Annotated in this window: 24 protein-coding genes and 1 pseudogene; 21 read left to right on the top strand and 4 right to left on the bottom strand. The window is 69.4% G+C overall.

All coding sequences use genetic code 11. The features are described from left to right. The first annotated feature begins 29 nt into the window (after positions 1–29). Positions 30–434, top strand: coding sequence for an Rv2175c family DNA-binding protein (locus AB4879_RS27105; RefSeq protein WP_370510045.1), 405 nt, complete (start codon positions 30–32; stop codon positions 432–434). Here the strand turns inward: AB4879_RS27105 and AB4879_RS27100 are convergent. The 4 genes from AB4879_RS27100 to AB4879_RS27085 form a co-directional block, all read right to left on the bottom strand. Further along, on the bottom strand, positions 352–1,911 hold the full coding sequence (locus tag AB4879_RS27100; RefSeq protein WP_370510044.1) for an alpha-(1->6)-mannopyranosyltransferase A: 1,560 nt from the start codon (positions 1,909–1,911) through the stop codon (positions 352–354). The genes AB4879_RS27105 and AB4879_RS27100 overlap by 83 nt on opposite strands. A 4-nt stretch (positions 1,912–1,915) precedes the next feature. Further along, entirely contained in the window at positions 1,916–2,974 is a 1,059-nt protein-coding gene (gene idsA2 / locus AB4879_RS27095) for a bifunctional (2E,6E)-farnesyl/geranyl diphosphate synthase (protein WP_370510239.1), read from the bottom strand. Positions 2,975–3,071: 97 nt separating this feature from the next. Beyond that, positions 3,072–3,758, bottom strand: coding sequence for a DUF3153 domain-containing protein (locus AB4879_RS27090; RefSeq protein WP_036344673.1), 687 nt, complete (start codon positions 3,756–3,758; stop codon positions 3,072–3,074). Between the two features lie 23 nt (positions 3,759–3,781). Continuing rightward, positions 3,782–4,381 carry a GNAT family N-acetyltransferase gene (locus AB4879_RS27085; RefSeq protein ID WP_370510238.1) on the bottom strand — a complete coding sequence of 200 codons (600 nt, stop codon included), beginning with the start codon at positions 4,379–4,381 and terminating at the stop codon, positions 3,782–3,784. Between the two features lie 272 nt (positions 4,382–4,653). Between AB4879_RS27085 and AB4879_RS27080 the strand changes: the two genes are divergently transcribed. From AB4879_RS27080 to AB4879_RS26985, 20 genes and pseudogenes are all read left to right on the top strand, one after another. Beyond that, positions 4,654–5,064, top strand: a complete 411-nt coding sequence (locus tag AB4879_RS27080) for a DUF3040 domain-containing protein (protein WP_102805742.1) — start codon at positions 4,654–4,656, stop codon at positions 5,062–5,064. A gap of 363 nt (positions 5,065–5,427) precedes the next feature. Further along, the gene (gene mraZ / locus AB4879_RS27075) at positions 5,428–5,859 is read left to right on the top strand and encodes a division/cell wall cluster transcriptional repressor MraZ (RefSeq protein WP_036347573.1); all 432 of its coding nucleotides are present in this window, start codon (positions 5,428–5,430) and stop codon (positions 5,857–5,859) included. Continuing rightward, on the top strand, positions 5,834–7,012 hold the full coding sequence (gene rsmH, locus AB4879_RS27070) for a 16S rRNA (cytosine(1402)-N(4))-methyltransferase RsmH (protein WP_370510043.1): 1,179 nt from the start codon (positions 5,834–5,836) through the stop codon (positions 7,010–7,012). The genes mraZ and rsmH overlap by 26 nt, the downstream gene beginning before the upstream one ends. After that, on the top strand, positions 7,012–8,217 hold the full coding sequence (locus AB4879_RS27065; RefSeq protein ID WP_370510042.1) for a hypothetical protein: 1,206 nt from the start codon (positions 7,012–7,014) through the stop codon (positions 8,215–8,217). Before rsmH ends, AB4879_RS27065 begins: the two co-directional genes overlap by 1 nt. Beyond that, the gene (locus AB4879_RS27060) at positions 8,214–10,133 is read left to right on the top strand and encodes a penicillin-binding protein 2 (RefSeq protein ID WP_102805440.1); all 1,920 of its coding nucleotides are present in this window, start codon (positions 8,214–8,216) and stop codon (positions 10,131–10,133) included. Before AB4879_RS27065 ends, AB4879_RS27060 begins: the two co-directional genes overlap by 4 nt. Before the next feature lie 37 nt (positions 10,134–10,170). Further along, a complete protein-coding gene (locus AB4879_RS27055; protein WP_370510041.1) occupies positions 10,171–11,712 on the top strand; it encodes a UDP-N-acetylmuramoyl-L-alanyl-D-glutamate--2,6-diaminopimelate ligase in 1,542 nt (513 codons plus the stop codon). Continuing rightward, positions 11,709–13,190 carry a UDP-N-acetylmuramoyl-tripeptide--D-alanyl-D-alanine ligase gene (gene murF / locus AB4879_RS27050; RefSeq protein ID WP_370510040.1) on the top strand — a complete coding sequence of 494 codons (1,482 nt, stop codon included), beginning with the start codon at positions 11,709–11,711 and terminating at the stop codon, positions 13,188–13,190. The genes AB4879_RS27055 and murF overlap by 4 nt, the downstream gene beginning before the upstream one ends. Then, positions 13,187–14,266 carry a phospho-N-acetylmuramoyl-pentapeptide-transferase gene (mraY, locus tag AB4879_RS27045; RefSeq protein ID WP_370510039.1) on the top strand — a complete coding sequence of 360 codons (1,080 nt, stop codon included), beginning with the start codon at positions 13,187–13,189 and terminating at the stop codon, positions 14,264–14,266. Before murF ends, mraY begins: the two co-directional genes overlap by 4 nt. A 17-nt stretch (positions 14,267–14,283) precedes the next feature. After that, positions 14,284–15,744, top strand: coding sequence for a UDP-N-acetylmuramoyl-L-alanine--D-glutamate ligase (murD, locus tag AB4879_RS27040; RefSeq protein ID WP_370510237.1), 1,461 nt, complete (start codon positions 14,284–14,286; stop codon positions 15,742–15,744). A 14-nt stretch (positions 15,745–15,758) separates the two neighbouring features. Beyond that, the gene (gene ftsW / locus AB4879_RS27035; RefSeq protein WP_370510236.1) at positions 15,759–17,423 is read left to right on the top strand and encodes a putative lipid II flippase FtsW; all 1,665 of its coding nucleotides are present in this window, start codon (positions 15,759–15,761) and stop codon (positions 17,421–17,423) included. Further along, positions 17,399–18,529 carry an undecaprenyldiphospho-muramoylpentapeptide beta-N-acetylglucosaminyltransferase gene (gene murG / locus AB4879_RS27030; RefSeq protein WP_370510235.1) on the top strand — a complete coding sequence of 377 codons (1,131 nt, stop codon included), beginning with the start codon at positions 17,399–17,401 and terminating at the stop codon, positions 18,527–18,529. The genes ftsW and murG overlap by 25 nt, the downstream gene beginning before the upstream one ends. Next, positions 18,526–19,989: a UDP-N-acetylmuramate--L-alanine ligase gene (gene murC, locus AB4879_RS27025; RefSeq protein WP_370510038.1), complete on the top strand. Its 1,464-nt coding sequence runs from the start codon at positions 18,526–18,528 to the stop codon at positions 19,987–19,989. Before murG ends, murC begins: the two co-directional genes overlap by 4 nt. Next, positions 19,986–20,906 (top strand): cell division protein FtsQ/DivIB, encoded by a 921-nt coding sequence (locus AB4879_RS27020; protein WP_370510037.1) that lies wholly within the window; start codon positions 19,986–19,988, stop codon positions 20,904–20,906. Before murC ends, AB4879_RS27020 begins: the two co-directional genes overlap by 4 nt. A 187-nt stretch (positions 20,907–21,093) precedes the next feature. Beyond that, complete coding sequence (ftsZ, locus tag AB4879_RS27015; protein WP_036344681.1) at positions 21,094–22,260, top strand: cell division protein FtsZ; 1,167 nt, start codon at positions 21,094–21,096, stop codon at positions 22,258–22,260. 30 nt (positions 22,261–22,290) lie between these two features. Beyond that, positions 22,291–22,995 (top strand): peptidoglycan editing factor PgeF, encoded by a 705-nt coding sequence (pgeF, locus tag AB4879_RS27010; protein ID WP_370510036.1) that lies wholly within the window; start codon positions 22,291–22,293, stop codon positions 22,993–22,995. Beyond that, complete coding sequence (locus AB4879_RS27005) at positions 22,992–23,738, top strand: YggS family pyridoxal phosphate-dependent enzyme (RefSeq protein WP_370510035.1); 747 nt, start codon at positions 22,992–22,994, stop codon at positions 23,736–23,738. Before pgeF ends, AB4879_RS27005 begins: the two co-directional genes overlap by 4 nt. Before the next feature lie 64 nt (positions 23,739–23,802). Beyond that, positions 23,803–24,486 (top strand): cell division protein SepF, encoded by a 684-nt coding sequence (locus tag AB4879_RS27000; protein ID WP_102805431.1) that lies wholly within the window; start codon positions 23,803–23,805, stop codon positions 24,484–24,486. A 125-nt stretch (positions 24,487–24,611) separates the two neighbouring features. Further along, positions 24,612–24,902, top strand: coding sequence for a YggT family protein (locus tag AB4879_RS26995; protein ID WP_115320485.1), 291 nt, complete (start codon positions 24,612–24,614; stop codon positions 24,900–24,902). Positions 24,903–25,107: 205 nt separating this feature from the next. Beyond that, positions 25,108–25,926: a DivIVA domain-containing protein gene (locus AB4879_RS26990; RefSeq protein ID WP_370510034.1), complete on the top strand. Its 819-nt coding sequence runs from the start codon at positions 25,108–25,110 to the stop codon at positions 25,924–25,926. Positions 25,927–25,952: 26 nt separating this feature from the next. Beyond that, positions 25,953–26,124: pseudogene (locus AB4879_RS26985) on the top strand (hypothetical protein); the annotation flags it as partial. Between the last annotated feature and the right edge of the window lie 354 nt (positions 26,125–26,478).

Raw genomic sequence — 26,478 nt, 5'->3', positions numbered from 1 at the left:
CCGAGGCCGAACAGTTCTAGACTGGGCCGGTGAGCAGCATTCCCGCCGGCGAAGACGTGCTGGATCCCGACGAGCCGGTCTACGAGCTGTCGGCGGTCGCCGAGTTATTGCACGTCCCGGTGACCAAGGTGCACCAGCAGTTGCGCGAAGGCCATCTGGTAGCGGTGAAACGCGGCGGGGTCCCGATGATCCCGAAGGCCTTCCTCAACGCCGAGGGCGAGGTGGTGAAGAGCCTGCCCGGCCTGCTGGCGGTGCTGCGCGACGGCGGCTACCGCGACACCGAGATCCTGCGCTGGCTGTTCACCGCCGACCCGTCACTGACCATCACCCGCGATGGGTCGCGTGAAACGGTCAGCAACGCTCGCCCGGTGGACGCGCTGCATGCTCATCAGGCTCGTGAGGTGGTTCGGCGCGCTCAGGCGATGGCGTACTGACTCTCAGCGAGTACCAGGCCGCCAGAGCGCACGCGGTGGCCAGCAGCACATGGATCCACGAGTACATCCCGTGTGAGCCGTCCGGTTTGAAGATCACCATGATCCAGGTGGAGAACCCGGCGATCAGTGCGATCGCGGTGCGGGACTGTGCCAATGCCGACAGCACCGCCAGCGGCCAGGTGTAGTACCACGGCAGCGCCGCGGGCACGAAGAGCACGACCACCAGCATCGCCCACGCGATGCCGGTCAGCGCTTCGCGATCGTCATGCCGAAACCGCCACCACAGCAGGGGAAGTGACACGGCGATGATCGCGATGCCGACAATCCGGGTGACATCGAGCACCGCGTAGAAGTTGACCGGCATGAACAGTCCGCCGATGGCGTTGGTGAGGTTCGCGACGGCCGTCGGGATGGTCAGCCAGTTGATGATCTTCACCGATCCGGCCAGCGCGGTCAGCCAGCCCAGGCCGACCCCGGCCACCCAGGACAGCACCGCGAACACCGCGACGAAGATCGCCACCGACGCCGCCGATGCGGTCGCGAAAGCCGTTATGGCTCTTTGCTTTTTCCGGTCCCGCAGGTGCCGCATCCACACCCACACCATGAACGGCAAGGCCAGCACCGCGGTTGCCTTCACCGCGACGGCGATCGCGATCAGCGCCGCCCCGGCGGCGTGGTGGCGGGCGAACGTCAGCGCGATGCCGGCCATCATCAGGCCGACCATCAGCATCTCGTTGTGCACCCCACCCATCAGGTGAATGATCACCAGCGGGTTGAGCGCGCAAATCCACAGTGCCACCGAGCCGTTCGCGCCGATGTGACGAGCCACCCGGGGCGCCGCCCAGATCAGCATCGCCAACCCGGGGAGCATGCACAGCCGTAGCAGCATGGTGCCGGCCACCACGTGGTCACCGACCAGGGTGGTGACGAACCGCGCAACCAGGATGAACGCCGGGCCGTAGGGCGCGGTGGTGGTGGTCCAGATCGGACTCACGTTGTCCAGCAACGAGTTCTGGTTCTCCACCGGTCCGACGGCGTACGGGTCGAGGCCATCGCGCAGCAGCGCGCCTTGCGCCAGATACGAATAGGTGTCGCGGCTGAACAGCGGAACGCTCAGCAGCAGCGGAGCCAGCCAGAACCCGGCGGTCGCGATCATCGAGAATTCGCTGATCTCGTTGTCCCGCCGAACGACGCGGCGGCCCACCCACAGCCATGCCACCAGCATCAGCACGACGCCGCCCCACAGCAGCACCGACGACACCACCAGGCCGTGGCCGAATCGCAACCAGGACAGGTGCATCGACTCGAGCAGTGGATCGTGCTGACGGGTGCTGCCCGCGCCGAGGCCGCCGAGGGTGAGCAGGATCGCGCCGAGGAAACCCAGTAGGGCCGGGCGGCCCTCCTCGGCGGCGGTGAACGCCACCAGGCGCGCGAGGCCGGCCCGGCTGGTCGGTGTGGTGGGTGTGGTGGCGGACATGGGCCTAGGCGGACCGGTTGGCGGCCAATCTGGCGAGTTCGGTCAGACCGGCTTTGGCCGGTGCGTTGATGGGCGCGCTCTCCAGCAGGCTCAGTGCCCGGTTGGTCAGCAGTTCGATGCGGCCTTCCACCGCGGCCAGCGCGCCCACCGACTCGATCACGTCGCAGAGTTGGCGTACGTCGGCGTCGGACAGTTCGGTGCCGATTCCGGCGCGCAGCCGGTCCGCGGCGGCCGAATCCGAGGCGGTTGCCCGCTGCACCGCCTCGGCGAGCAGCACGGTGCGCTTGCCGGACCGCAGGTCATCCCCGGACGGTTTGCCGGTCACGGCGGGATCGCCGAACACGCCGAGAACGTCGTCGCGCAGCTGGAATGCCACCCCGAGGTCGGTGCCGAGTTCGTAGAAGATGCGCTGGACGTCGGGCCGGTCGGCGGCGGCCGCGGCGCCGAACTGCAGCGGCCGCGAGATCGTGTACGAGGCGGTCTTGTAGGTGTTCACGTTCATCGCCGACTCGATGGACTCCGCACCGCTGGATTCGGCGACGATGTCGAGGTATTGACCGCCGAGCACCTCGGTGCGGATGTCCGACCACACCCGCCGGACGCGCCGCCGGCCGTCGTCGTCGAGATTCGCCGCGGCGATGATGTCGTCGGCCCACACCAGGGAGAGGTCACCCAGCAGGATCGCGGCCGAACGCCCGAACTGCTCGGACGAGCCGCGCCAACTGCTGCTGCGGTGCAGGTCGGTGAAGTGGACGTGGACCGTCGGCCAGCCGCGCCGTGTCGCCGAATCGTCGATGACGTCGTCGTGCACCAGTGCGCAGGCGTGCAGCAGCTCCAGCGCCGAGAACAGCCGCAGAGCGTCGTCGTCCACCGGCAGATCAGGGTCGGCGGTGACGGCGCGGTAGCCCCAGTAGGCGAACGCGGGACGTACCCGTTTGCCGCCCCGGAGCACGAAATCTTCGAGGGCGCCGATCAGCGCGTCGTAGTCGGTTCCGATGTAGGCGGCGTCGGCGCGGCGGCCGGCCAGGTACTTCCGAAGTTGGTCGGTGACGGCGCCGGCCAGCTGGACGGCAGACGGAGCTGCTTCGACGCTCAGCGCAGCGCCCCTTTCTGTGTACGAGCCGACGGGAGATCCGGGTGGAACCAGACTAGAACGTCGGCTAGCTGTCGGCCTGATCGGAGTTGGCGAATCGCGGCGAACGGTCCCTGCTGACCCAGGCCAGGCTGCCGATGACGCCGCACACCGCGAGCGCACCCAGTCCGAGCCAGAGCGCCGCTCCGGTGAACGACCTGGTGCTGGGGTCGGTGGCGCGGGCCTGGGCGCTCATCGTCGACACCACGCCCGGCTTGAGCTTCCACTCGACGACGTCGGTGTCGAGGCGGTCGCCGTTCGTGGACGTCACCTCCCCGGGGAAGGAAACCGTCAGCGAAACGTCAGCGTCGGTGTCGGTGACGCTGGTCAGGTCGACCCGGCCTTCGAGGATCACCAGATTGCCTGCCCGCCGCAGCGAGATGTCCACCCCGGCGGCCTCGCGGTTGAGGTTGGCCAGTTGCGGCACTTCGGCGAAGCTCAGGTTCGAGAACACCGCCTCGGAGCCGACGAAGTCGTCGGATTTGTACTTCGACACCGAGATCTTCTGGCTGAACGGCACGTTGAGGTCGAACTGCGGCCCCTGGTCGTCTGAGTCGCGGGCTTTGGCGGCGGCGATGATCTGACCGGAGACCTGGTCGTCCGGCGACACCGTGATCGAGGCGTGCACTCGCACGCAGCCGACCGCCAACGGCGCGATGATGAGCAGCAACAACGCCAGGGCGCGTAAGCGCAGGCGGCGGGATGGGTCGCGCACGTGGGTATCGTGCCAGATCCGCGCTACAGCGGGAGGCTACGACCCAGAATCGCGAACGCCCGCGGATCGCCGGCGAAGTGGTAGCCGCGGATCACGTCGGTGAAGCCGAGCCGCCGGTACAGCCGCCAGGCCCGGTTGGCCTCGCCGATGATTTCGGGGGTCGACAGCAGTACGTGGGACTCGCCGCGGTCGGCGAGTAGCCGTCGGGCCAGCGCTTCGCCCAGCCCGCGGCCCTGGGCGCTCGGGTGGATGTGGAGCTCGGTCAGCTCGAAGTAGCTGCTGGTCAGCCTGCCGATCTCCTCGGCGGGCACGCCGATGCGGTGCAGCCCGGCGACCACCTGCTGCTGCCACCACTGGTCGGGGGCGCCGCAGTAGCCGTAGGCGATACCGAGCAGGGGAGCCGCCGACAGCTGCGCGGTCCCGGGCTCGGCGGCGGGTGCCACGTCGGCTTCCACGGCGGCGACGGCTTTCCACCCGTGCCGGCGGGTGTGCTCGAGCCACATCGCCGCCCGCTGGCCTTCGGTGCCGCGCGGGTAGCGCATGGCGTCGACGTACACGCTCAGTGCGTCGTGAAGACGCTGCGCCATGTCGGTGGGCGACAGATCGATGAGGAAAGTCGCCAACGCCACGATGCCTTTCTGTCTGCCGATCGATCCGGGGGTGCATGGCCATTATCAGTGCACTCGCGACCCGGCTCTGCCGCTGCTGTGGTGACCAGGCCCTTACGTGGCGATGGCGGGGACAGAACAACGCCTGGACACAGCTACAATCGGGTGGACCAACTAGGTGGTACGCCGCACATCTAGCTCGTATCATTTGGTTAGTCGCCCCGTACATTGCTGGGCAGCCAAGTTCTATCGGAATCGTGACCGGCCGTGTCGGCAAGGAGGGACGAATGCCACTCTCCGATCATGAGCAGCGCATGCTCGATCAGATCGAGAGCGCTCTCTATGCCGAGGACCCCAAGTTCGCCTCGAGTGTGCGGGGCGGAACTCTGCGGGCCCCCTCCACGCGCAGACGATTGCAGGGCGCCGGCCTGTTCGTGATCGGTCTGGCGATGCTGGTTGCCGGGGTTGCGTTCAAGGCCACGATGATCGGAAGCTTCCCGATTCTGTCGGTGATCGGTTTCGTGGTGATGTTCGGCGGCGTGGTCTTCGCGATCACCGGCCCGCGTGTCGCCGGCGGCCGGGACCGGTCGGGCCCGTCGTCACCGTCGTCCGGTTCGCGTCAGCGCCGGCCCAAGGGCGGCGGCGGATCGTTCACCAGCCGCATGGAGGATCGCTTCCGGCGTCGTTTCGACGAGTGACCGTCAGCGTCTCGAATACGGGGTAGCCGCTTCGGCTGCCCCGTTTTTGTTTGCCTGGACCCCGCTCCGGCTGTTCGCCCTGCGCGATATCGACACGAGGGCTGTTGATCCGCCGTCGGAGTGACCGTGGTGTCGATCTCGCCGCGCGCCGATTACCCCCACTTCGCCCCACCGGCCGTTGAGCTGCGCTTTTGTGGGTCGATCCGACGGCCGGAGTGCTCGGGCCAGGGTAGAGGTGGCAGAGAGTGGCGGATGCAGATCGAAAACAGACCATTATGTGGAGCAAAGTGGGGGATTGTGGGGTATTGTGGCGGTTAACGGAGCGACGGCTCCGGGGCGTGAGGGCAAGGAGATGTGCACAGCATGTTTCTCGGCACGTACACGCCCAAGCTCGACGACAAAGGGCGGCTGACATTGCCCGCCAAGTTCCGCGACGCACTGGCAGGAGGGTTGATGGTCACCAAAAGCCAAGATCACAGCCTTGCCGTCTACCCGCGTTCGGAATTCGAACAGCTGGCCCGGCGGGCTTCGCAGACCTCGCGCAGCAATCCGGAGGCGCGTGCGTTCCTGCGCAACCTGGCGGCCGGCACCGACGAACAGCACCCCGACTCCCAGGGCCGGATCACGCTGTCGGCGGACCACCGCCGCTACGCCAACCTGTCCAAGGAATGCGTGGTGATCGGCGCCGTCGACTTCCTCGAGATCTGGGACGCCCAAGCCTGGCAGGAATACCAGGAGACCCACGAAGAGAACTTCTCCGCGGCCAGCGATGAAGCACTCAGCGACATCATCTGAACCGGCCGCCCAGCCGGAGGTAGCCCGTGCATCGTGGTCTCTGCCCGAACCGACCCTGACGTACTTCCCCAACGCCAGGTTCACCTGTTCGGACAGGGACCTCGATGCAAGGGCACCCGGTGCCCACCCAGAACCCGGAGGTCCCGTCGTGGTTGACGAATCCGACCCCCAATCAGGACACGGGCACATCCCTGTCCTGCTGGATCGGTGCGTCGAGATTCTCGGCCCGGCGCTGACCCGACCGGATGCGATCCTCGTCGACGCGACCCTGGGTGCCGGTGGCCACTCCGAGCGCTTCCTGACCGAATTCCCCACGCTGCGCCTGATCGGGCTGGACCGCGACCCAGGTGCCCTGGCCGGTGCGCGAGAGCGGCTGGCCCCGTTCGCCGACCGGATCACCCTGGTCCACACCCGCTACGACGGCATCGCCGACGCTCTTGCCGAAGCCGGCTGGGAGGCAACCGAATCCATCGACGGTGTCCTGTTCGACCTGGGTGTCTCCTCGATGCAGCTCGACCAGGCCGAGCGCGGATTCGCCTACTCCAAGGACGCGCCGCTGGACATGCGGATGGACACCGACGCCCCGCTGACCGCCGCGGAGATCCTCAACACTTACGGCCGCGCCGAACTGACCGACATCCTGCGCCGCTTCGGTGAGGAGAAGTTCGCCCACCGCATCGCGGGGCTGATCGTCGAACGACGCCAGCACGCGCCGCTGACCACCACCGGCGAACTCGTCGAGATCATCTACCAGGGCATCCCGGCGCCGGCGCGCCGTACCGGGGGTCACCCTGCCAAGCGCACCTTCCAGGCCCTGCGGATCGCGGTCAACGCCGAGCTGGACTCGCTGACGGCGGCACTGCCCGCGGCGCTGGCCGCGCTGCGTCCCGGCGGCCGGATCGCGGTGATGTCCTATCAGTCTCTGGAGGACCGGATCGTCAAGACGACATTCGCCGCGGCAACCGCCTCCCGGTCACCGGCCGGCCTGCCCGTCGAATTGCCCGGCTATGAGCCGGAATTCAGCGCGATCACCCGCGGTGCCGAACGCGCCGACGCCGCGGAAATCGAACGGAATCCACGCAGTGCACCGGTTCGGCTGCGGGCACTGCAACGCGTGAAGTCGGTCAACCGGGGACGGGGAGGAGACAGCTGATGAAGGTGGGGCGCAAGCCGGTTGATTCGATGGATCGCGCAGGGGCCAAACGGGACGGGGCCAAGCGGGACAAGAACGAACCGACCAAGTCGGCCAGGAAGAAGGCAGGCGCAGGCACGGCCACCGCCCGTCGCCGCGGCACCGAGGCGCCGGCACGGGGCGGGCGCGCATCGGCCCGCCGCCCGCACGAGCCGCGAGCGCTGCGGCAGGGACCGCAGACCGCGCCGGTCGCACGGCCCGCCGAACGCCCCACCCGGGCCAAGAACGTCAGTCAGGCCAAGGCGCGGGCGAAAGCGCGTAAGGCGAAGGCCCCCAAAGCCATTCGGCCGCCACTTCGCGATCGGCTGATCGCTCGGCTGGCCGGTATCGAGCTGCGTCCGCACACGCTGGTCGCGAAAGTCCCGTTCGTGGTGCTGGTGATCGGGGCCTTGGGTCTCGGGCTGGCCGTGACGCTGTGGCTGTCCACCGACGCCGCTCAGCGGTCCTACCAGTTGGGCACCGCCCGGTCCACCAATGAGGCGCTGTCCCAGCAGAAGGAGGCGCTCGAACGCGACGTCCTCGAGGCGGAATCCGCGCCCGCGCTGGCCGAGTCCGCGCGCAATCTGGGCATGATCCCGTCGAAGGACACCGCGCATCTGGTTCAGGATCCGACCGGCAACTGGACCGTGGTGGGCAAGCCGAAGCCGGCCGAAGGGGTGCCGCCCCCGCCGTTGAACAGCAAACTGCCCGACGACAAGCCGCTGCCGCCTGCCGCACCCGTGCCGCCGCCGGTGGCAGCGCCGAAGCCGGGAAGTTCACCCGAGGTTCCGGTGCGTGTCGCACCCACTCCGCTCGGTGGTCTGCCGTTGAATGGTGCGATGCCCTTTGGCGTTCCCTTGGCAACCTTGCCCGGCACGGTTCTGGCACCCGGCGCTGTCCCGGCTCCCGGCACTGTCGCACTTCCCCCCGCCGCGGCGCAGGCGCCGTTGCCCGGCACGCTGGCGGTTCCGGCTCAGGCGCCGGCGCCTGCGGCCGCACCGGCGCCGGGCCTCGTGCTCGCACCGGTGCCCACGCCTGCTGACGCCGTACCGCCCGCAGCCGTACCGCCCGCAGTCGCACCGCCTGCCGTGGCACCGCTCGTGGCCGCACCGCCCGCGGCCGCACCCGATGCCCCGGTTGCGCCCCCGGTCGATCCGCCCGTTGCGCCCGCCGGAGCCGGTCAGTGAGTCGCCGGGATTCCAAACGGCAGCGCACCTCCGCGGGCAAGGCTCAACCGGATCCCGGTCCCGGCCGTTCGGCAAAGGCTCGTCGGACCCGTGAGATCATCGAAAGCGGCTCCCGCACAGCGTCATTCGTCTTCCGGCACCGCGCGGGCAACATCGTCATCTTCCTGGCCATCGGCGTGGCCGCCATCCAGCTGTTCAACCTGCAGGTGCCACAGGCCGCCGGTCTGCGCGCCGAGGCCGCCAGCCAGCTCAAGGTGACCGATGTCGAGAAGGCGGTGCGCGGCAGCATCGTCGACCGCAATTTCGACAAGCTGGCCTTCACCATCGAAGCCAGGGCGCTGACCTTCCAGCCCGCCAAGATCCGCAAGCAGCTGACCGAGGCGAAGGAGAAATCGCCTTCCGCACCGGATCCCGACAAGCGGCTCACCCAGATCGCCACCGAGGTCGCAGGCAAGCTCAACAACAAGCCCGATGCGGCCACCCTGCTCAAGAAGCTGCGCAGCAACGAGACCTTCGTCTATCTGGCCCGCGCGGTCGATCCGGCGATCGCCGATGCCATCACCAAGAAGTTCCCCGAGATCGGCGCCGAACGCCAAGACCTGCGCCAGTATCCCGGCGGCGCCCTGGCGGCCAACATCGTCGGCGGGATCGACTGGGACGGCCACGGTCTGCTCGGCCTCGAGGACTCGATGGACTCGAAGTTGTCCGGCACCGACGGCTCCATCACCTATGACCGTGGCTCCGACGGTGTCGTCATCCCCGGCAGCTACCGCAACAAGCACGACGCCGTCAACGGCTCCACCGTGCAGCTGACGCTCGACGACGACATCCAGTTCTACGTCCAGCAGCAGGTCCAGATGGCCAAGGACGCTTCCGGCGCCAAGGACGTCTCCGCGGTGGTGCTGGACGCGAAAACCGGTGAAGTGCTGGCGATGTCGAACGACAACACCTTCGACCCCAGCCAGGACATCGGTCGGCAGCAGGACAAGCAGCTGGGCAATCTGCCGGTCACCTCGCCCTATGAGCCGGGATCGGTGAACAAGATCGTCACCGCCTCCTCGGTGATCGAGTACGGGCTGTCGAACCCTGACGAGGTGCTGCAGGTGCCCGGTTCGATCAACATGGGCGGCGTCACCGTCAATGACGCGTGGAGCCACGGCGTGATGCCGTACACCACCACAGGGGTGTTCGGGAAGTCGTCGAACGTCGGCACCTTGATGCTTGCGCAGCGGATCGGGCCGGAGCGCTACTACGACATGCTCGGCAAGTTCGGCCTCGGGCAGCGCACCAATGTGGGTCTGCCCGGTGAGAGTTCGGGCCTGGTGCCGCCGATCGACCAGTGGTCGGGCAGCACGTTCTCGAATCTGCCCATCGGGCAGGGTCTTTCGATGACCTTGCTGCAGATGACCGGGATGTACCAGGCCATCGCCAATGACGGGATGCGGATCCCGCCGCGGATCGTGAAGGCCACCGTCGCCCCGGATGGCACCCGCACCGAAGAGCCGCAGCCAGCCGGCATCCGGGTCGTGTCGCCCGAGACCGCCCGTACGGTGCGCAACATGTTCCGTGCGATCGTCCAGCGCGACCCGATGGGCTACCAGCAGGGCACCGGGGCGCCGGCCGCCGTCGACGGCTATCAGATCGCAGGCAAGACGGGAACGGCCCAGCAGATCAACCCGGCGTGCGGCTGCTACTACAGCGACGTCTACTGGATCACCTTCGCCGGCATGGCGCCCGCCGACGATCCCCGCTACGTCATCGGCATCATGATGAACAACCCGCAGCGCAACCCGGACGGAACGCCAGGTCACTCGGCGGCGCCGCTGTTCCACAACATCGCGGCCTGGCTGCTGCAGCGGCAGAACGTCCCGCTCTCGCCGGATCCCGGCGCGCCGTTGATCCTTCAGGCCACATAACCGGTTCACGGTGTCGGCTCGGTAGGGTGACAACCCAATGACCAACGCCCTGCGGCCCCGCGCCACGCCGGCGCTGACCTTGCCGACGCTGGCCGCCCGGGTCGGCGCGGTTCCGGCTTCCGGCGGCACGACACCCGACGTGCGAATCACCGGTATCACCCTGCGCGGCCAGGACACGGTGGGCGGTGACCTGTTCGCCGCGTTGCCCGGTTCCTCGGCTCACGGCGCGCAATTCGCCAAGGCCGCCGTCGAGGGCGGGGCCGTCGCCGTGCTCACCGACGCCGAAGGGGTCGCCGTCATCCACCGCCTGCTCGGCGAACCGGCACCCATCCCGGTCCTGCTGCATCCGCAGCCCCGCGCCGTGCTCGGTGAACTGGCCGCCGCGGTCTACGGGCACCCGTCAGACCGCGTTGTGGTCGTCGGCGTCACCGGAACCTCCGGCAAGACCACCACCACCCACCTGATCGAGGCGGGCCTGCGATCGGCCGACCGTGTTCCCGGGCTCATCGGCACCGTCGGTGTCCGGATCGCCGGGGAGGACGTGCCCAGCGCATTGACCACCCCGGAGGCCCCGGCGCTGCAGGCGCTGCTGGCGGTGATGGCCGAGAAGGGCGTCGACACCGCCGTGATGGAGGTTTCCAGCCACGCCCTCGAACTCGGTCGCACCGACGGCATCCGGTTCGCCGTCGGCGGTTTCACCAACCTGTCCCGCGACCACCTCGACTTCCATCCCACGATGGCCGCCTACTTCGAAGCCAAGGCGCGGTTGTTCGATCCGGCCTCACCGGCGCACGCCGCGGTGTCGGTGATCTGCGTCGACGACGACGCGGGCCGCGACATGGCCCGCCGGGCCGACGATTCGGTGACGGTGTCCGCCGACGGCCACCCGGCGGATTGGCGGGCCGAGGACATCACGGTGCTCGACGGCGGTGCCCAGGAGTTCACCGCGGTGGACCCCGCCGGGGTGCATCACCGGCTGCGGATCCGCCTGCCCGGGCGCTACAACGTCGCCAACGCGCTCCTAGCGTTGGCGATGCTCGACGCCATCGGGGTGTCACCCGAACAGGCCGCACCCGGGTTGCGCGCGGCGGCTGTGCCCGGCCGCCTGGAACCGATCGACCGCGGGCAGGACTTCCTGGCGGTCGTCGACTACGCCCACAAACCCGGTGCGCTGCAGGCGGTGCTGGCGACTCTCAAGCCCGCGCAGGGCCGGCTGGCGGTGGTCTTCGGCGCCGGCGGCGACCGCGATCCCGGAAAGCGGGAACCCATGGGCCGCATCGCTTCCGAGCTCGCCGACCTGGTGATCGTCACCGACGACAACCCCCGCAACGAGGATCCCGCGACGATTCGGGCCGCGATCATGGCCGGCGCCGGAGGCGCCGACGGCGCTGAGGTCATCGAGATCGGGGACCGGCGCGCGGCGATCCGGCACGCGGTGGGCTGGGCCCGCAGCGGCGACGTCGTGGTGATCGCGGGGAAGGGGCACGAGAAGGGCCAGACCGCGGCCGGACAGACCCGTCCCTTCGACGACCGTGCCGAGCTCGCGGCCGCCCTCGACGCGCGGGGAGCGGGCGCATGATCGCGCTGTCCGTTTCCCGGATCGCCGAGATCGTCGGCGGCGAACTCGCCGACATCAGCGCGGACGCGGCGGCTGAGCGGATCGTCACCGGGACCGTCGAATTCGATTCGCGCGCCGTGGGTCCGGGTGGTTTGTTCCTCGCGCTGCCGGGTGCCCGCAGCGACGGACACGACTTCGCCGAGGCCGCCGCCGCGGCGGGTGCGGCCGCGGTGCTCGCGGCTCGGCCGGTGGGGGTGCCCGCGATCGTGGTGCCGCCGGCGGTGGCCGCCGACGCGGGAGCCGGGGTGCTCGAACACGACGTCGACGGCTCCGGTGCCGCCGTGCTGGCGGCACTGTCGAAGCTGGCCGCGGCGGTCGCGGCCGAACTCGTGGCGGGCGGTCTGACGATCGTCGGGGTCACCGGATCGTCGGGTAAGACGTCGACGAAAGATCTGATCGCCGCGGTGCTGCGCCCGCTGGGCGAGGTCATCGCCCCGCCCGGCTCGTTCAACAACGAACTCGGGCTGCCCTGGACCGTGCTGCGGGCGACCGAGGACACCGACTACCTGGTCCTGGAGATGTCGGCCCGCCACCTCGGGAACATCGCCGCGCTCGCCGCGATCGCGCCGCCGTCGATCGCGGTGGTGCTCAACGTGGGCACCGCGCACCTCGGCGAGTTCGGCTCGCGTGAGGTGATCGCCGCCACGAAAGGTGAACTGGTAGAAGCAGTTCCGGCCTCCGGGGTGGCAATTCTGAACGCCGATGATCCGCTGGTGTCGGCGATGTCGGACCGGACCGCCGCCCGGGTGGTGCGGGTCGGGCAGTCCGAGGCGGCCGACATCCGCGCCGAGAACGTTCAGCTCGACGAGCTGGCGCAGCCGCGCTTCACCTTGCTGACCCCGGCCGGCTCCGTCGAGGTGCGGCTGGCCGTGCACGGCGAGCATCAGGTCGGCAACGCCCTGTCGGCGGCGGCGGTGGCCTTGGAATGCGGGGCGACGCCGGAGCAGGTGGCCGCCGCACTGGCGACCGCGGGGCCGGCGTCGCGGCACCGGATGGAGGTGCATACCCGCGCCGACGGCGTCACCATCGTCAATGACGCCTACAACGCCAACCCCGACTCGATGAAGGCCGGGCTGCGGGCGCTGGCCGTGATGGCCCGCTCGGGTGAAACGCGCCGCAGTTGGGCGGTGCTCGGTGAGATGGCCGAGCTGGGGGATGAGTCGATAACCGAGCATGATCGTGTCGGTCGGCTGGCCGTGCGCTTAGATATCAGTCGACTCGTCGTCGTCGGAACCGGGAGGCCCATGAGCGCCATGCACCACGGGGCGGTCATGGAGGGATCCTGGGGTTCGGAATCCACCATGGTCGCCGACGCCGACGCTGCCCTGGCGGTGTTGCGTGCCGAACTGCAGCCCGGTGACGTCGTCCTGGTGAAGGCCTCCAATTCGGCGGGCCTCGGCTCGCTGGCCGAAGCCCTGCTCGACGAGGGCGCCTCATGAGACTGATCCTCGTCGCCGTCGCGATCGCGCTGGCGGTCTCGATCCTGCTGACGCCGGCGCTGATCAAGCTGTTCACCCGCCAGGGTTTCGGCCACGAGATCCGCGAGGACGGGCCGCCGAGCCACAAGACCAAACGCGGCACACCGTCGATGGGCGGCGTGGCCATCATCGTCGGGATCTGGGCCGGCTATTTCGGCACCCATCTGGTCGGTCTCGCGCTCGACGGCGACGGCCCGTCGGCCTCGGGTCTGCTGGTGCTGGGTCTGGCCACCGCGCTCGGCGCGGTCGGATTCGTCGACGACCTGATCAAGATCCGCCGCTCCCGCAACCTCGGCCTGAACAAGACCGCCAAGACGGTCGGGCAGATCACCGCCGCCGTGCTGTTCGGCATCCTCGTGCTGCAGTTCCGCAACTCCGACGGGCTCACGCCGGGCAGTCCAGAGCTGTCCTATGTGCGCGAGATCGCCACGGTCACGCTGAGCCCGCTGCTGTTCGTGCTGTTCGCCGTCGTGGTGGTCAGCGCCTGGTCCAACGCGGTGAACTTCACCGACGGCCTGGACGGGCTGGCCGGCGGCAGCATGGCCATGGTCAGTGCCGCGTACGTGCTGATCACGTTCTGGCAGTACCGCAACGCTTGCGCGACCGCCCCCGGACTGGGCTGCTACAACGTGCGTGACCCGCTGGATCTGGCGCTGCTCGCGGCGGCCACCGCCGGGGCGTGCATCGGCTTCCTGTGGTGGAACGCCGCACCGGCCAAGATCTTCATGGGCGACACCGGGTCGCTGGCCCTGGGCGGGATGATCGCCGGCCTGTCGGTGACCAGTCGCACCGAGGTTCTCGCGGTGGTGCTGGGCGCGCTGTTCGTCGCCGAGGTGACGTCGGTGGTGGTGCAGATCCTGGCGTTCCGCACCACCGGGCGACGGGTGTTCCGGATGGCGCCGTTCCACCATCATTTCGAGCTGGTCGGCTGGGCGGAGACGACGGTGATCATCCGGTTCTGGTTGCTCACCGCGATCGCCTGCGGCCTCGGCGTGGCGCTGTTCTACGGCGAGTGGCTGTCTGCCATAGGAGCCTGACGGTGCCGGGGCCTGACATGCCCGGGCTGGAGCCGCTGACCCCAGGGGTGCAGGTGCTGGTGGCCGGCGCCCGGGTGACCGGGCGTGCGGTGGTGTCGGCACTGGCGGCGCTCGACGTGCACATCTGGGTCTGCGACGACAACGCCGAATCGTTGAAAGCGTTGGCCGACAACGGAATCCATGCGATCACCCCGGCCGAGGCGGTCGTGTCCATCAGGGACTTCGCCCTGGTGGTGACCAGCCCGGGCTTTCCGCCGACCGCACCGGTGCTGGCCGCGGCCGCCGGGGCCGGACTGCCGATCTGGGGTGACGTCGAGCTGGCCTGGCGCCTTGATGCCGCAGGCCACTACGGTCCGCCGCGGCGCTGGCTGGTGGTCACCGGCACCAACGGCAAGACCACCACGACGTCGATGCTGCACGCCATGCTGGTCGCCGACGGCCGCCGCGCGGTGTTGTGCGGCAACATCGGCGACCCGGTACTGGACGTGTTGGATCAGCCGGCGGACATCCTGGCGGTGGAGCTGTCGAGCTTCCAGCTGTTCTGGGCGCCGTCGCTGCGCCCGGCGGCCGGGGCGGTGCTCAACGTCGCCGAAGACCACCTGGACTGGCACGGGTCGATGGAGGCCTACGCCGCCGCGAAGGCCCGGGTGCTCGACGGCCGGGTCGCGGTCGTCGGTCTCGACGACCCGGTTGCGAGCGGTCTGCTGCCGGGCGCGGCCGCAGCCGTGAAGGTCGGTTTCCGGCTGGGGGAGCCGCACGCCGGGGAACTCGGCGTGCGCGACGGCATGCTCGTCGACCGCGCGTTCGCCGACGATCTCGAACTGGCCCCGGTCGAGGCGATCTCGGTGGCGGGTCCGGTCGGTGTCCTCGACGCGCTGGGCGCGGCGGCGCTGGCCCGCGCCGTCGGCGTCGCGCCCGCCTCGATCACCGACGCGCTGAGCACGTTCCGGGTCGGGCGGCACCGTGCGGAGGAGGTGGGCGTCGTCGACGGGGTGGCGTACGTCGACGACTCCAAGGCCACCAACCCGCACGCCGCGCAGGCATCGATCACCGCGTATCCGCGGGTCGTGTGGGTGGCCGGCGGCATGCTCAAGGGCGCGTCGGTCGACGACCTGGTCGCCCGGGTGGCGGACCGGCTGGCCGGTGCGGTGCTGATCGGCCATGACCGTGCGGTGGTTGCCGAGGCGTTATCGCGACACGCGCCCGATGTCCCCGTCATCCAGGTGGTGACGCGGGAGGATGCTGTGGTGCATGAGACCAATGAGTCAGGTGTTACTCATGAGACTCGAGTGGTCGACGCCTCTGCTCCGGGCCTGGGCGCCCGGGTGATGACCGAGGTCGTCGCCGCCGCCGCGAGCCTGGCCCACACCGGCGACACGGTGCTGCTGGCCCCCGCCGGCGCGTCGTTCGACCAGTTCGCCGGCTACGCCGACCGGGGCGACGCGTTCGCCGCCGCCGTGCGCGCCACGGCGCGGTAAAGGCCGTGCCCACGATGCTGTCCCGGCTGCGCCGTCGCGGCTCGGCCGACACGACCGACTCCACCGTCGAGGCCGACACCGACGCCGTCGACGCACCGGACACCGAGGCCACCACCGCGCCGGTCGCCGCCACCGAGGCGCCTGCCAACCACCGCTTCGAGGTGCACCGCAGGTTCGGCGCCTGGCTGGGCCGGCCGATGACGTCGTTCCACCTGATCATCTCGGTGGCCGCGCTGTTGGTCACGCTCGGCCTGACGATGGTGCTGTCCGCGTCGGGCGTGCACTCCTACGACGAGGACGGCTCGCCCTGGGCGATCTTCGGCCGCCAGGTGATGTGGACGGTGCTGGGTCTGTTCGCCTGCTGGATCGCACTGCGGTTGCCGGTGAACTTTTTGCGCCGCACCGCGTTCGCCTCGTTCGCCATCACGATCGTGATGCTGGTGCTGGTTCTGATCCCGGGCATCGGTCACGAATCCAACGGTTCCCGCGGCTGGTTCGTCGTCGCCGGGCTGTCGATGCAGCCCTCGGAGCTGACCAAGATCGCGTTCGCCATCTGGGGCGCGCACCTGCTGGCGACCCGGCGCCTGGAACACGCGTCGCTGCGCGAACTGCTGATCCCGCTGATCCCCGCCGCCGTGGTCGCGCTGGTGCTCATCGTCGCCCAGCCCGACCTCGGGCAGACCGTGTCGCTGGGCATCATCCTGCTGGCGCTGCTCTGGTATGCCGGCCTGCCGCTGAAGGTGTTCGTCACCTCGCTCGGCGCCGCGGTCGCGGCCGCCGCCGTACTGGCGGTCTCCGAGGGCTACCGCTCCGACCGGGTGCGGTCGTGGCTGGATCCCGGCGCCGACGCGCAGGGCTCGGGATACCAGGCCCGGCAGGCCAAGTTCGCGCTGGCCAACGGCGGTGTCTTCGGCGACGGGCTGGGGCAGGGCACCGCGAAGTGGAACTACCTGCCCAACGCCCACAACGACTTCATCTTCGCGATCATCGGTGAGGAACTCGGCTTCGTCGGCGCCTTCGGGCTGCTGGCCCTGTTCGGGCTGTTCGCGTACACCGGCATGCGGATTGCCCGCCGCTCGGCTGACCCGTTCCTGCGGCTGCTCACCGCCTCGGCCACCATGTGGGTGGTCGGCCAGGTGTTCATCAACGTCGGCTACGTCATCGGCCTGCTGCCCGTCACCGGAATCCAGCTGCCCCTCATCTCCGCCGGTGGAACATCAACGGCGACAACGCTGTTCATGATCGGCCTGATGGCCAACGCGGCCCGTCACGAACCGGAGGCGGTCGCGGCGCTGCGCGCGGGCCGCGAAGACCGGATGAACCGCATCCTGCGACTCCCGCTGCCCGAGCCTTATGTGCCCTCCCGGGTGGAGGCGGTGCGCGACCGGCTGCGCAGCAGGCCGAACGCCGCCAAGGCCACCAAAGCCGCCAAACCCGCCAAACCCGCGCGGCCGGCCCGCCCGGCCAGGCCGGAGAAGAAACCGGCCAAGAAACCGGCCCGCGCAACCCAGTCCACCCGCGACCGTGCCGCTCTACCTGCCAAAACCAGGACGGCGCAGCGACCCACCCGACGCTCAGGGCATCATGGTGACGCTCCGCGTAACAGCGCGCAGCAGCCGAAAGAGGGAAGCAGTCGCGCACGGCGGTCCCGCACATTGGAAGGTCAGCGTTACGGGTGAGTGACTCGGTGTCGGTTGTGCTTGCCGGTGGAGGCACCGCCGGGCATGTCGAACCGGCCATGGCGGTGGCTGACGCGCTCAGAGCGCTGGACGCGGATATCCGGATCACCGCATTGGGCACCCCGCGCGGTCTGGAGACCCGGCTGGTGCCCGACCGCGGCTACGACCTGGAACTCATCACCGCTGTGCCGCTGCCGCGCACGTTCAACGGCGACCTGATGAGCCTGCCGCTGCGGGTCCGCCGCGCGGTGCGGGAAACCCGTGCCGTGCTCGACGACGTCGCCGCCGACGTGGTGATCGGGTTCGGTGGGTATGTCGCCGTCCCCGCCTACCTGGCGGCACGGCGCCGTCGCATTCCCGTCGTCGTGCACGAAGCCAACGCGCGCGCCGGGATCGCCAACAAACTCGGCGCCCGCGGCGCCCGCAGAGTGCTGGCCGCCGTACCCGATTCGGGGCTGCGGCACGCCGAGGTGGTGGGCATGCCCGTGCGGGCGTCGATCACCTCGCTGGATCGGGTCGGGTTGCGCGCGCAGGCCCGCGAGTACTTCGGATTCGCCGACGACGCCACCGTGCTGCTGGTGTTCGGCGGTTCGCAGGGCGCGGCGTCGATCAACCGTGCGGTGGCCGCTGCTGCCGCCGATCTGGCCGCCGCGGGCATCGCGGTGCTGCACGCCCACGGCCCGAAGAACACCCTCGACCTGCGCAGCACCCAGCCGGCCGACCCGCCGTACGTCGCGGTGCCCTACCTGGACCGGATGGACCTGGCCTACGCCGCCGCCGACCTGGCGATCTGCCGCTCCGGCGCGATGACGGTGGCCGAGGTGTCGGCGGTCGGATTGCCCGCGGTCTACGTACCGCTACCGATCGGCAACGGCGAGCAGCGCCTCAACGCGCTGCCGGTGGTCAACCCCGGCGGCGGGCTGCTGGTCGAGGACGCCCAGCTCACCCCCGAGTTCATCGCCCGCGAGGTGGTCGGCCTGCTGACCGACCCGCCGCGACTGCAGGCGATGACGGTGTCCGCCGCGCGGGTCGGACACCGGGACGCCGCGCAGCGGGTCGCCGCGGTGGCCCTCGACGTCGCGCACGCCGGAAGGGTCCGCCGATGACCGCGCCGACGGGTCCCCGGGCGCTGCCACCGGAACTGCAGCGCGTGCACATGGTGGGCATCGGCGGCGCGGGGATGTCGGGTATCGCCCGGATCCTGCTGGACCGCGGGGGCCTGGTGTCGGGTTCCGACGCCAAGGACTCCCGCGGTGTGGTGGCGTTGCGCGCGCGCGGAGCGATGATCAGCATCGGTCACGATGCGGCCAATCTCGACCTGCTGCCGGGCGGCCCGACCGCGGTGATCACCACCCACGCGGCGATCCCGAAGACCAATCCCGAACTGGTGGAGGCACGCAAGCGGGCGATCCCGGTGATTCTGCGCCCGGTGGTCCTGGCCAAACTGATGGCCGGTTTCCGCACGCTGATGGTGACGGGCACCCACGGCAAGACCACGACGACCTCGATGCTGATCGTCGCGCTGCAGCATGCCGGGCTGGATCCGTCGTTCGCGGTCGGCGGCGATCTCGGCGAGGCGGGGACCAACGCGCACAACGGAAGTGGCGACTGTTTCGTCGCCGAGGCCGACGAAAGCGACGGCTCGCTGCTCGAGTACACCCCGGATGTGGCGGTGGTGACCAACATCGAGGCCGACCACCTCGACTTCTTCGGTAGCGCAGACGCCTACACCGCGGTGTTCGACGCCTTCGTCGAACGCCTGGCGCCGGGCGGCGCCCTGGTGGCGTGCGCGGACGATCCCGGTTCGGCCGCACTGGCCGAACGCAGTGCGGCCCTTGGGGTTCGGGTCTTGCGCTACGGGGAAGGCCCGGCGGACGGACTGGCCGGTGCGCTGATCGGCTGGGAGCAGCACGGCACCGGTGCGGTCGCCCACATCCAATTGGCCGGCGAGGCTCATCAGCGGGTGTTGCGGCTGGCGGTGCCGGGCCGGCACATGGCACTCAATGCCCTGGCCGCGCTGTTGGCCGCGGCCGAGGCCGGTGCGCCGATCGACGAGGTGCTCGACGGGTTGGCCGGGTTCGAGGGGGTGCGGCGGCGCTTCGAGTTGGTCGGCACGGCCGACGGGGTGCGGGTCTTCGACGACTATGCCCATCATCCGACCGAGGTCAGGGCCGCGCTGACCGCACTGCGGGCGGTCGCCCAGCAGGACCGGACCGGGCATCCCACGATCGTCGGCGCGCGCAGCATCGTGGTGTTCCAACCGCATTTGTATTCGCGCACAAAGACTTTCGCGCGTGACTTCGGCAGCGCGCTCGATACCGCCGACGAGGTGTTCGTCCTCGACGTCTACGCGGCGCGTGAGCAGCCGATCGCCGGGATCAGCGGCGCGACGGTGGCCCAGCACGTCAGCGTGCCGGTGCATTATGTCGCCGACTTCTCGGCGGTGGCCGCGCAGGTCGCCGCGTCGGCGCGCCCGGGTGACGTCGTGGTCACGATGGGCGCCGGTGACGTCACGATGCTGGGGCAGGAGATCCTGACGGCGTTGCAGGACAAGGGGAATCGATGAGCGATCCCGAGGCGGGCGAAGACGCCCCCATTCTGCCCAAACCGACAGATGGCAGCGAAAGTGCGAGTGAAGACGAGCAAAACGTCGATCTCGGCGACGCAAAAGAAGGCCCCCGCATGCGGGAACGCCGCGAGCGTGCCGAGCGCCGCGCCGCGCAGATCCGGGCCACCGCGATCGAAGAGGCTCGCCGGGAGGCCAAGCGCCGGGTTCGCGGTGAGGCCACCGAAGAGCCGAAAGCTGTGGGCAAGGGGACCGTTCGCGGTCTGCGGCTGTTCATCTGGCTGATCGTCCTGGCGATCATCAGTGTCGGGCTGGGATTGATCCTCTATTTCACCCCGGTCATGTCGGCCCGCTCGCTGGTGATCACCGGGATCGGCGCGGTGACCCGCGAGGAGGTCGTCGACGCGGCGAAGGTCCGGCTGGGCACGCCGCTGCTGCAGATCAACACCGACCAGGTGGCCGATCGGGTGGCCGGCATCCGGCGGGTGGCCAGCGCACGGGTCCAGCGCGAGTATCCGTCGACGTTGCGCATCACGATCGTCGAGCGAATCCCGATCGTCGTGAAGGACTATCCCGACGGTCCGCACCTGTTCGACAAGGACGGCGTGGATTTCGCGACGGCGCCGCCGCCGCCCGGCCTGCCGTACATCGACGTCGACAAGCCCGGCCCGAGCGATCCGCCGACGCGGGCCGCGCTGGAGGTGATGACGGCGCTGCGCCCGGAGGTGGTGGGTCAGGTCAGCCGGGTGGCCGCGCCGTCGGTGGCGTCGGTGACGCTGACGCTGACCGACGGGCGCACGGTGGTGTGGGGGACGACGGACCGCACCGAGGAGAAGGCGGAGAAGCTGGCCGCGCTGCTGACCCAGCCGGGCAAGGTGTACGACGTGTCGAGCCCGGATCTGCCGACGGTCAAGTAGCCGGTCGGCGCAGGCCGGTGAGGAAATTCGCCGGCGACACCCCGGCGCGCCTCCCACATCCGGGCACCACCGGCCATACCGTTCTGGTTGCACGGCACTACTTGACATAACTCTAAGCCTCTGGTTGAGGTTGAGGGTTTGCCGGAAGGGCCGAAGACCCGATCCCCACCTGGGAGGAAGACAGACGATGACCCCCCCGCATAACTACCTCGCCGTCATCAAGGTCGTTGGCATTGGCGGCGGCGGCGTCAACGCCGTCAACCGCATGATCGAGCAGGGACTCAAGGGCGTGGAGTTCATCGCGATCAACACCGACGCCCAGGCGCTGTTGATGAGCGACGCCGACGTCAAGCTCGACGTCGGCCGCGACTCCACCCGCGGTCTCGGCGCCGGCGCCGACCCCGAGGTCGGCCGCAAGGCCGCCGAGGACGCCAAGGACGAGATCGAGGAGCTGCTGCGCGGCGCCGACATGGTCTTCGTCACCGCCGGCGAGGGGGGTGGCACCGGCACCGGTGGCGCACCCGTGGTGGCCAACATCGCCCGCAAGCTCGGCGCGCTGACCGTCGGTGTGGTGACGCGACCGTTCTCCTTCGAGGGCAAGCGCCGCTCCAACCAGGCCGAGAACGGCATCCAGGCGCTGCGCGAGAGCTGCGACACCCTGATCGTCATCCCCAACGACCGGCTGCTGCAGATGGGCGACGCCCAGGTCTCGCTGATGGATGCCTTCCGCAGCGCCGACGAAGTGCTCCTCAACGGCGTGCAGGGCATCACCGACCTGATCACCACCCCGGGCCTGATCAACGTCGACTTCGCCGACGTCAAGGGCGTCATGAGCGGTGCGGGCACCGCCCTGATGGGTATCGGCTCGGCCCGCGGTGACGGCCGCGCGCTCAAGGCCGCCGAGATCGCGATCAACTCGCCGCTGCTGGAAGCCTCGATGGAAGGTGCGCAGGGCGTGCTGCTGTCGGTGGCCGGCGGCAGCGACCTCGGCCTCTTCGAGATCAACGAGGCCGCCTCACTGGTGCAGGACGCCGCGCACCAGGATGCCAACATCATCTTCGGCACCGTGATCGACGACTCGCTCGGCGACGAGGTCCGGGTCACGGTCATCGCCGCCGGGTTCGACTCCGCCGGCCCGAGCCGCAAGCCGGTCGTCGGGGCGGCCGGCGCCGCCACCGGAGCGCAGCCCATCGCGCCCGGTGCGGCAGGCAAGCTCAGCTCGTCGCTGTTCGACCCGATCGACGCCGCGAGCGTGCCGGTGCACACCAACGGTGCGACGGTGAGCATCGGTGGCGGCGACGACGGCGGAATCTCCGACGACGACGTCGACGTGCCGCCGTTCATGCGGCACTGACGCTTTCCGCACTGCCGCAATACTGGGTTTGTGACAGTCATCCGTCGCGTGACCACCACCCGTGCCGGTGGTGTCTCGGTCCGACCGTTCGACACCTTCAATCTCGGTGACCACGTCGGCGACGACCCGAAAGCGGTTGCGGCCAACCGGACACGGCTGGCCGCCGCGATCGGGCTGCCCGAGGACCACATCGTGTGGATGAACCAGACCCACAGTGATCACGTCGCCGTGGTCGACGGTCCGCGTGCCGACGCCGTCGACGACACCGACGCGCTGGTGACGACGACGCCCGGGCTCGCCCTGGCCGTGGTGACCGCGGACTGCGTGCCCGTGCTGATGTCCGACGCCCGCGCCGGGGTGGTCGCCGCCGTCCACGCCGGGCGGGTCGGCGCCGCCGACGGTGTGGTGCTGCGAACCCTGGACACCATGCTGGCCAACGGTGCGCACACCGCGGACATCTCGGTGCTGCTCGGCCCGGCCGTCAGCGGCGCCAACTATGAGGTGCCCGAACAGATGGCCGCCGATGTCGAAGCGCGGCTGCCTGGCAGCCGGACCCGGACCGCCAAAGGCACCCCGGGACTGGATCTGCGGGCCGGGATCGCCCGGCAATTGCGCGACGCCGGGGTGAAGGCCATCGACGCGGACCCGCGCTGCACGGTGGCCGACACCAGATTGTTCAGCCACCGCCGCGACGCCCCGACCGGTCGCCTGGCCTGTTTGGTGTGGATGGAATGACGAGCCCCACCGACCGGGAGGCCCAACTGGCCACCGCCCTGGCCGCACTGACCGACCGGCTCGCGGCGGCCGCGCGCGACGCCGGCCGCGACGTCGCCGAGATCGACCTGCTGCCGATCACCAAGTTCTTCCCGGCGACCGACCTCGCCATCCTGTGGCGGCTGGGTTGCCGGGTGTTCGGTGAATCCCGCGAACAGGAGGCCTCGGCGAAGATCGCCGAGGTGGCCGATCTCACCGGTGCCGGTGACCTGCGCTGGCACATGGTCGGTCAGATCCAACGCAACAAGGCCAAAGCGATTGCGGCGTGGGCGGATACGGTCCACTCGCTGAGTACGGCCAAGGTGGCCGCGGCGCTGGACCGCGGTGCCGCGCTGGCTATCGAGCAGGGCGTGCGGAGTGCACCGATCAACGTGTTCGTCCAGATCAGCCTCGACGGTGACACCTCACGCGGCGGTGTGGACATCGGCGATCCGGGCGCCGCCGACGAGCTGTGCGCCCTGGTCGCCGAGGCGGACGCGCTGCGGCTGGCCGGGCTGATGGCCGTCCCGCCGCTGGGTGCCGATCCCGACGCGGCATTCGCGGCGCTGGCCGACGAACACCGCCGGATATTGCGCAATCACCCTGGTGCGACAGCGTTGTCGGCGGGGATGTCGGGCGACCTGGAGGCGGCGGTGCGACACGGATCTACGTGTGTGCGTGTCGGAACCGCGCTTATGGGACAACGTCCTCTAACGTCTCCCTGAGTAGTCACTCCAGTCACATCTTCATCACAGACACCGCACTTCACGCTTTCAGAAGGGTCCAGCGATGAGCACTCTCCACAAGGTCAAGGCTTACTTCGGTATGGCCCCGATGGACGACTATGACGACGAGTACTACGACGACGACGACCGCGGCGCTCACCGCGGTTACGCCCGCCGTGAGCGCTTCGCCGACGACGAGTACGAGCGCCCGGGCCGCTTCGACGACCGCGACCCGCGGATGGGTCGCGAGTATGACGATCTCCGGGACCCGCGCGAGGCCGACTACGCGCCGACCGGTGGCTTCCGCGCCCAGTACGGCGACGAGCCGCGGTTCCGTCCGCGCGAGTTCGAGCCCCACCCCCACGACATGCCGCGCTCGTCGCGGTTCGGCTCGCTGCGCGGTTCGACCCGCGGCGCACTGGCGATGGACCCGCGCCGGATGGCCGAACTGTTCGAAGCCGGCAGCCCGCTGTCGAAGATCACCACCCTGCGCCCCAAGGACTACAGCGAGGCCCGCACCATCGGCGAGCGTTTCCGCGACGGCCAGCCGGTGATCATGGACCTGGTCTCGATGGACAACGCCGACGCCAAGAGGCTGGTCGACTTCGCCGCCGGTCTGGCCTTCGCCCTGCGCGGGTCGTTCGACAAGGTGGCCACCAAGGTGTTCCTGCTGTCGCCGGCCGACGTCGACGTCAGCGCCGAGGAGCGCCGGCGGATCGCCGAGGCGGGTTTCTACAGCTACCAGTGACCGACAGCGGTGGTCCGACGTCTCGGAGCACCGCAGGTCTTAGGTAGGCTGACTGCGTCGCGCTGGCCTCAAACCCAGCGATGTCGGCAATGTCACATCCGCTGTTGATTAAGGACCGGCTCTAGTTGTCGCTGTTCTTCGAAATCCTTGGCTTCGCGCTGTTCGTGTTCTGGCTGCTGTTGATCGCCCGGGTCGTCGTCGAGTTCATCCGGTCGTTCAGCCGGGATTGGCATCCGCGAGGGCTCACCGTGGTGATCCTCGAATTGATCATGACGGTCACCGACCCACCGGTGAAGCTGTTACGTCGGCTTATCCCGCAGCTGACCATCGGCGCGGTCCGGTTCGACCTGTCGATCATGGTGCTGCTGCTGCTCGCGTTCATCGGCATGCAGCTGGCATTCGGCGCAGCCGCCTGAGGGCGGCAAGTTACCCCATCGGGCCGCGAAATGCGATTAGCCACGCCGTGGAAGCGGTATGTAGAAAATTGAATTTAGCTCTTAATTAGGCAACCGGCGGTTCTGGTGTGACAGGATGGACGCCAGTTACAGTACGGACCGACGAACGTTCGACACGTTCTAGACTTTGCACCCGTTCAACCGTTCAGACCCGAGGGGGCAGATGATGCCACTTACACCGGCCGACGTGCACAATGTGGCGTTCAGCAAGCCGCCCATCGGCAAGCGAGGCTACAACGAGGACGAGGTCGACGCCTTCCTCGACCTGGTGGAGAACGAGCTGACCAGGCTCATCGAGGAGAACTCGGATCTGCGCCAGCGGGTCGCCGAGCTCGACCAGGAATTGTCCTCCGCGCGCTCCGGCGGCGCGGTTCCGCAGCCGACGCAGGCCATTCCGATGTATCAGCCGGAGCCGGAGCCCGAGCCCACCCCGGCGCCCGCGCCGCAGGCGGCTCCCGCCCCCGCGCCGAGCCCGGCCGCCAGCGAGGAGCAGGCCATCAAGGCCGCTCGGGTGCTGGCCCTGGCCCAGGACACCGCCGACCGGCTCACCGGCACGGCCAAGGCCGAGGCCGACAAGCTGCTCGCCGATGCGCGCAGCAATGCCGATCAGATCCTGTCGGAGGCCCGCCACACCGCGGAGACCACGGTCGCCGACGCCAAGCAGCGTGCCGAAGCACTGCTCAGCGATGCGCAGAACCGTTCGGAGACCCAGCTGCGGCAGGCGCAGGAGAAGGCCGACGCCTTGCAGGCCGACGCCGAGCGCAAGCACACCGAGATCATGGGCACGATCAACCAGCAGCGGACTGTCCTCGAGGGACGACTGGAGCAGCTGCGGACGTTCGAGCGCGAATACCGCACCCGGCTCAAGACCTACCTGGAGTCCCAGCTCGAGGAGCTCGGTCAGCGTGGCTCGGCCGCACCGGTGGATTCCGGCGCTGCCAGCGACGGCGGTGGGTTCAACCAGTTCAACCGGGGCAACAACTGAGCGCTGCGCGCGCTGGAGGTTGATCGATGCTGATCGTTGCGCTGGTGCTGGCGGTGATCGGCCTCGCGGCCCTGGTCACCGCGGTTGTCACCAGCAATGAGCTGGTCGCATGGGTATGTATCGCGGCCAGCGTCGTCGGAGTGATCCTGCTGATCGTCGACGCGATCCGGGAGCGCCAGCAGCGTCGCATCGATGAGGTGGAGCCGGCGACCGTGACGGCCTCCGACGAGTCGGTGGAGTCCTCGGCGACCGCCGAGACCACCGCCTACTCGGAAACCGACGAGACGGTCGACACGACCTATTCGACGTTCGACGCCGACTACCCCGACGACGAGACGCCGGCGGCGACGGAGCCGGAAACGGTCGAGGACGCCCCCGACGAGCCCGACGAAGCCGACGAAGCCGCCGATGAAGCCGCATCCGAGGGCGAGACCGAACCGGTCGCGGACGAGCCCGACGAGCAGAAGTCCGGCGACTCCGGCTCACGCTGACCTTTTCGTGACCCCTGCGGGGCGCCCGGTCAATCGGGTGTCCACACGGGTAAAAGGGAGC

It is taken from the genome of Mycobacterium sp. SA01, from assembly GCF_041287105.1.
Lineage (GTDB): Bacteria > Actinomycetota > Actinomycetes > Mycobacteriales > Mycobacteriaceae > Mycobacterium.
Note: the sequence above shows the minus strand (reverse complement) of the source record. Positions and strands in the feature narration are given on the sequence as shown.